Below are 6,214 nucleotides of genomic sequence, written 5' to 3'. Positions count from 1 at the left end.
CCCGTCGCCCGACCACCACCCCTCAACGAGGCGCTACGCGCCTACCCATTCCTCGGTGCCGTCCGAGAACGTCTGGTGCTTCCAGATCGGAACCTCGTGCTTCAGGTCGTCGATGAGTTTGCGGCAGGCCTCGAAGGCCTCGCCGCGGTGCGGACAGGACACCGCCACGACGACGGCGAGGTCCCCGACCCTCAGGTCCCCCACCCGGTGCACGGCGGCAAGGGCGCGCACCGGGAACTCGGCGACGACCTTCTCGGCTATGCGCCGCATCTCCGCCTCGGCGCTGGGGTGGCACGAGTAGCCCAGCTCGTCGACATCGGCACCACCGTCGTGGTTGCGCACGGTGCCCACGAACAGCGCCGTGCCTCCCGCCGCGTCGTCTCCGACGGCCCGGAAGACCTCGTCCACGGAGAGCGCTTTCTCCCGGATACCGATCAGCCTGATCGGATCCTGCGCCGCCTGCTCACCGGGGTGATCGTTGTTGGGTGCCATGCCTTCCATCGTGCCCCACGGCACTGACAACGCGGAACAGCGGTCTCAGCGCCGCCGCGCCTTGCGAGCCCTGCGCACGAGCGCGGCGGTACCCAGCAGCGCGACCGTGGCACCCGCGGCACCCGCCGCCGTCGCGTCCTTGCGGCCCAGCCTGCGCCCGGCCACGGTGTGACGTCCCGCGACCTCCTCCAGGAGCTCGGCGAGAACCTCCTCGTTGGTCCACTGGGGCCGCCACCCGGCGTCGTGGAGCCGGCTGCCGCTGACCACCCAGGGGTACATCGTGTACGCCAGGTCCCCGGCCGGGGACGGTGTGAGCCCGATCCGGTGCAGCCGCGCCGCCGCGCCCAGCGCCACCGCGGAGGGCAGCTCCATCCGGCGGATCCCGCTGAGCTCCTCGACCTCCTCCTGTTCCAGCCACCCGTCGCAGCCGACGGCCAGCTCGCCCTCGACCTTCTCCATGACGGCGAACTCCAGGGCACTGCACAGGTCCTCGACGTGGCAGAACTGCCAGGCGGGCCGCGACCCCGCCACCACGAGGAGTCTGGGCGACTCGAAGTACCTGGTCAGCGCCGTGTCGGTGCCCCCGACGAGTACGGCCGGACGGACGACGGTGACATTGAGGCCCGGATGGGCGCGCGGGGCCCGGCGCGCGAGCCGCTCGATCTCCAGCAGGTCACCGACGCCGGTCGCCTCGGCGGTGGCCCGCAGTTCGGCGTCCTCGGAGAGCGGCAGCTCGTTGTCCGGCAGGGCCCCGTAGACCATCGCGGACGTGCACAGCACGACCCGGTGGATCCCGGCCGCGGCCGCCGCCGTGAGCACGGTCTGCGTCCCCCGGACGTTGTACGCCGTCCGTGCCGCGCTGTCGGTCCCGAGGTCCAGGTCGACCGCCAGGTGGACGACGACGTCCGCGCCGCGCAGTTTGTCCGCGATCGCCGGATCCCGTACGTCCAGGACGTGCCACTGGGCCGCCGTGCACTCGCCGCGCCGCTCGTCGATGGCGATGACCTGCTTGATCCGGTCGGACGCGGCGAGCCGCTCGGTGAGCAGCGCGCCGACCCCGGACGCGGCGCCGGTGACCGCGACGACTGGCCCGCGCACGGCTGGGCTGGTTGAGTGGTTTCGCGTTGCGCGAACCTGCGGATCTGGGGAACTCACCGGGCGTCTCCAGCGGTTGTCTTCAGTACGCACGCGCGTGACGCGTCCGTACCAGGTGGCATCCATCCTGCCGCAGCCCGGGAGCCGGCGAAGCACTGAGGCCCGAACCGGCCTTGGTGTCTACGCTGGGTGGTGATGTCGGGCAGCCGCGCCGTCGGAGAGAACCGGCGGCCTTACCAGCCGAGGAATCCCGTGAGTGACACCCCATTCGGATTCGGCCTTCCGCCGGAGGAGCCGGACGACGGCGACGAGGGCAAGAAGAAGGACCAGCAGAGCGGTGGTGGTCAGGGACCGGCCAACCCGTTCGGTTTCGGGCTGCCCGGTGCCGGAGGGCCGGGCGCCGACAATCCGCTCGCCGCGATGTTCGGTTCCATGAACCCCAGCGACCTGGGCGCCGCGTTCCAGCAGCTGGGCCAGATGCTCTCGTACGAGGGCGGCCCGGTGAACTGGGACATGGCCAAGCAGATCGCCCGCCAGACGGTCTCGCAGGGCACCTCCGACGGCACGAAGGACTCCAGTGTGGGCCCGGCCGAGCGCTCCGCGGTCGAGGAGGCCGTACGCCTGGCCGACCTGTGGCTGGACGGTGTGACGTCCCTGCCGTCGGGCGCGGGTTCCGCCGTGGCGTGGAGCCGCGCGGAGTGGGTCGAGGCGACCCTGCCGGTGTGGAAGGAGCTCGTCGACCCCGTGGCCGAGCGTGTCGGCGCGGCCATGGGCGATGTGCTGCCCGAGGAGATGCAGGCCATGGCGGGCCCGCTCATCGGCATGATGCGCTCCATGGGCGGAGCCATGTTCGGTACGCAGATCGGGCAGGCCGTGGGCGTGCTCGCGGGTGAGGTCGTCGGCTCCACCGATATCGGCCTGCCGCTCGGCCCGGCCGGGCGTGCCGCGCTGCTTCCGGTGAACGTGGAGGCGTTCGGCAAGGACCTGGGCGTGCCGAAGGACGAGGTGCGGCTCTACCTGGCCCTGCGCGAAGCAGCCCATCAGCGCCTCTTCGCGCACGTGCCGTGGCTGCGCTCGCACCTGTTCGGCGCGGTCGAGGGCTACGCGCGCGGGATCAAGGTCGACACGACGAAGCTCGAGGACGTGGTCGGCCAGTTCGACCCGCAGAACCCGGAGGAGCTCCAGCAGGCGCTCCAGCAGGGCATGTTCCAGCCCGAGGACACCCCCGAGCAGAAGGCCGCCCTGGCCCGCCTGGAGACGGCGCTGGCGCTGGTCGAGGGCTGGGTGGACGCGGTGGTCCACGCGGCGGCGAAGACCCGTCTGTCCTCCGCGGACGCCCTCCGTGAGACGCTGCGCCGTCGCCGCGCCACGGGCGGCCCGGCCGAGCAGACGTTCGCCACGCTGATCGGTCTGGAACTGCGCCCGCGCCGTCTGCGGGACGCCTCCCGTCTGTGGGCCTCCCTCACCGACGCGCGCGGTGTCGACGGCCGGGACGCCCTGTGGTCCCACCCGGACATGCTGCCCAACGCCTCCGACCTGGACGACCCGGACGGCTTCGTGCATCGCGAGCAGCTGGACTTCTCCGAGCTGGACAAGATGCTCGGCGAGGCGGCGGGCGGCTCCGCCGGGAAGCAGGATCTGAAGAGGAAAGACGAGGGCGTCGAGGGCGTCGACGACGACAGGGGCGACGACGACAGGGGCGACGACGACAGGGGCGACGAGACCGAGTGAGCCTGTACGACGACGCGGTCCTCGTCCTGAAGGGGTACGAGGAGCAGGAAGAGCTGCGCCAGGCGTATCTCGATCATCTGGAGGCGCATCCGGACGGCATGTGGAAGGCGTGTCACGCCGGGCACGTCACCGCGAGCGCCCTGGTGATCGATCCCGAGCGCGGACGGGTCCTCCTGACGCTCCACAAGAAGCTGCGCAAGTGGCTGCAGATGGGCGGCCACTGCGAGCCGGAGGACGGCACTCTGGCGGCGGCGGCCCTGCGCGAGGCCACGGAGGAGTCGGGCATCGCGGAACTGACGCTGCTGCCGGGCGGCCCGCTGAGGCTGGACCGCCACCCGATTCCGCCGCCGTGTCACTGGCACTTCGACGTCCAGTACGCGGTGCTGGCGCCGTCGGGCGCGGTCCAGGAGATCAGCGACGAGTCGCTCGACCTGCGCTGGTTCCCGTACGACGAGGTGGCTGACGTGGCGGACGACTCGGTCGTACGGCTGCTGGAGGCGACGCGGGCCAGGCTCTGAGGCGTGACGTGTAAGGGGTGGCCGCCTGGACGACCACCCCTTACTTCACGCTGTCCGCGGGCTCAGCTCCAGACGTTGCCCTGGTTCTGTCCCCGGGCTCCCTGCTGGCCCATCCCGTAGTGCGCCGCGAGGCCCGAGCCGATCTGGGCGTTCTGCGGCGGGAGCAGTTCGCTGGGCTGGACGAGGATGAAGCCCTGCCCCATGAAGCTGAGCTCCCAGCCCTCACCCGTGTTGCCGCGGCGGCGCCATACTCCGGAGGAGTGCGTCTGGGCCTGCATCTGGACGCGCAGGGCCGTGGACCAGGCCACGATGGCGTCGGCGTCGCAGTTGACGTACTTGTCCGGCGTGACGTGCATCATCAGGGGCATGCCCGAGGTCATGAGGGCGACCTTGCCGCGGCCCGTGATGTTGAGCTGGTACTTCCCGGAACCGGAGATGCCGTACTGGCTGTCCACGGCGATCACCTCGTGGTGCAGCGAGGAGTCCATGGCCAGGACGTAGCTGCTGTCGACGGTGAGGCCGTCCTGCTCCACGTCCACCACGTGCACGCGCTGGGCCAGGTTGGCGAGGTAGACCGTCCCCTGCCCGTGGCAGCGCATCAGGTCGAGGCCCTCGCCGGTGCGCGCGCGGGAGCGCCGCTGGCTGTTGTTCTGGAACTCGGCGTCGAACTCGACGAGCCCCTGGTAGGCGACCATCGTGCCCTTGCGCGCGAGGATGTCGTCGTGCCCCTCCAGGGCGACGCGCAGCATCTGCTGGTTCTGCAGGCCCCAGCGCTCCTGGGTCTGCTGCTCGTTGTAGCCGAAAATCGGGCTCTGCATGGTGTGTCGCTCCCCCTCAGCCCCGGACTCGGAGGCGGTCGGTGCTGTCCTCACTGGGCTGGACGACGACGATGCCCTGTCCGGAGAAGGCCATCTGGTATGCCTCGCCGCTGCCGCGTCCGATCAGCGACTGCGCCCTGAAGCTGCGCTTGCCCTTCACCTTGAGGTTCGGGGACCAGGCGACCAGCGCGTCGGGGTCGACGTACGTCTCGTCCTCACCCCCGCCGCAGTCGACGACGATCGGCTTGCCCCGGGAGGTCAGCGCGACCCATCCCTGCCCGGAGATCTTGGTGTTCCACAGCCCCTGCCCGGCGAACTTGGCGAGTCCCTTGACGCGCTCGACACCCCATGTCAGGTGCGCGTCGAAAGCGAGCAGGTTGGTGGCGTTGACGGAGATGGCGTCCCCGTTGAGGTTGATCACGACGACGTTGGCCCCGTAGTCGGCGAGGTAGAGCAGGCCGTCACCGTGGCACTTCATCAGGGGCGCGCCTTCGCCGGTGAGCCAGTCCTTGGCGATCTGGCGCACGGCGGGCGGGTTGGGCTCGTACTGGACGAACCCTTCGTAGGCGACCATCGAGCCCACGCGCGCGAGGAGGTCGTTGCCGGTCTGCATGGCGACCTTCAGCATGTGGTTGCCGTGGTTCTCCATGCGTGCGGTGACAGGAGCGGGAGCGAAGCCCGCGAGCGGCTGGTTCATGACGGGCTCCCTCAGACCTCGTACGGCTGGACGACGATGAAATTGCCGGGCGCGCCGCGGAACTGGAGGTTCACGCTCTCTCCGGTGTCCCCGGGGTAGGCGTTGCGGCGCATCCGCACCTGGCTGGAGACGATCACCTGGGAGGCGGCGGACCAGGCGACCACGGCGTTGCAGTCGGCGAAGGTCGTGGGTGTCACGGGCAGCACGACGGGGGCACCGTGCGTCTTGACGACGATCGTGCCGGTCCCCTGGAACTGCATCGTGAACAGCGCGCCCCCGGGGATGCCGTGTCCCTCGATCCTGCGCACCTCGTACTGGAGGGTCTCGTCGAAGGCGAGGACGTTCTCCGCGGACACGCAGATCGCGTCGCCCTGGAGCTCGATGGGGTGCAGCATCGTGGAGTTCTCGGCGAGGAACACCTGGCCCCGGCCGGAGCAGCGCATCAGCTGCATCTCCTGGCCGGTCGCGTTGCCCACGATCCGGCCGGCGAAGCCCGCGCCCTTGTAGCTGAAATCGACCTTGCCCTGGTAGAGCACCATGCTGCCCTGGCGGGCGAGCACGGCCTGGTCGCCGCCGGCGCCGAGGTCGACGCGGACGAGCTTCTTGTTCTGCTGGGTCCACCGCTGTCCGGTGGGGGTCTCCTTGAACTGCTGGAGCGCGGCGGCCACACCGGCACCGCCCTGCGGGGCGCCCTGGGGCGCGCCGTACTGGGCGGGGGCGCCGGGCTGGCCCGGGACCTGGCCGTACGGCGGCTGCTGACCGTAACCGGGAGGCGCGGCCGGGGGCTGGTGGCCGTAGCCCGGAGGCGGTGTGGGTGCCTGGGGCGCCTGCGGCTGGCCGTAGCCGGGCGGCAGGGGTGCGCT

The 6,214-nt window shown here is 70.9% G+C and carries 7 protein-coding genes; 2 read left to right on the top strand and 5 right to left on the bottom strand.

Annotated features, from left to right (window positions below):
- Positions 1-33: 33 nt before the first annotated feature.
- On the bottom strand, positions 34-492 hold the full coding sequence (locus tag FNH04_RS39515) for a molybdenum cofactor biosynthesis protein MoaE (RefSeq protein ID WP_152790878.1): 459 nt from the start codon (positions 490-492) through the stop codon (positions 34-36).
- 45 nt (positions 493-537) lie between these two features.
- Positions 538-1,647: an SDR family oxidoreductase gene (locus tag FNH04_RS39510; RefSeq protein WP_322725190.1), complete on the bottom strand. Its 1,110-nt coding sequence runs from the start codon at positions 1,645-1,647 to the stop codon at positions 538-540.
- A gap of 192 nt (positions 1,648-1,839) precedes the next feature.
- Here FNH04_RS39510 and FNH04_RS39505 point away from each other — a divergent pair, with 192 nt between their 5' ends.
- Positions 1,840-3,318, top strand: coding sequence for a zinc-dependent metalloprotease (locus tag FNH04_RS39505; RefSeq protein ID WP_322725189.1), 1,479 nt, complete (start codon positions 1,840-1,842; stop codon positions 3,316-3,318).
- Complete coding sequence (locus FNH04_RS39500) at positions 3,315-3,836, top strand: NUDIX hydrolase (protein WP_322725187.1); 522 nt, start codon at positions 3,315-3,317, stop codon at positions 3,834-3,836. The genes FNH04_RS39505 and FNH04_RS39500 overlap by 4 nt, the downstream gene beginning before the upstream one ends.
- Positions 3,837-3,898: 62 nt before the next feature.
- On the opposite strand, the gene FNH04_RS39495 is transcribed toward FNH04_RS39500, so the two are convergent.
- The 3 genes from FNH04_RS39495 to FNH04_RS39485 all read right to left on the bottom strand — a co-directional run.
- On the bottom strand, positions 3,899-4,654 hold the full coding sequence (locus tag FNH04_RS39495) for an AIM24 family protein (RefSeq protein WP_152790872.1): 756 nt from the start codon (positions 4,652-4,654) through the stop codon (positions 3,899-3,901).
- A gap of 16 nt (positions 4,655-4,670) precedes the next feature.
- Positions 4,671-5,351, bottom strand: coding sequence for an AIM24 family protein (locus FNH04_RS39490; RefSeq protein ID WP_152790870.1), 681 nt, complete (start codon positions 5,349-5,351; stop codon positions 4,671-4,673).
- Positions 5,352-5,362: 11 nt separating this feature from the next.
- A partial coding sequence (locus FNH04_RS39485; protein WP_194236966.1) for an AIM24 family protein occupies positions 5,363-6,214 on the bottom strand: 852 nt, incomplete at its 5' end.

Origin of the sequence: Streptomyces phyllanthi, from assembly GCF_009377205.1 — a bacterium.
In the GTDB taxonomy this organism is placed as follows: Bacteria; Actinomycetota; Actinomycetes; order Streptomycetales; family Streptomycetaceae; genus Streptomyces; species Streptomyces phyllanthi.
Note: the sequence above shows the minus strand (reverse complement) of the source record. Positions and strands in the feature narration are given on the sequence as shown.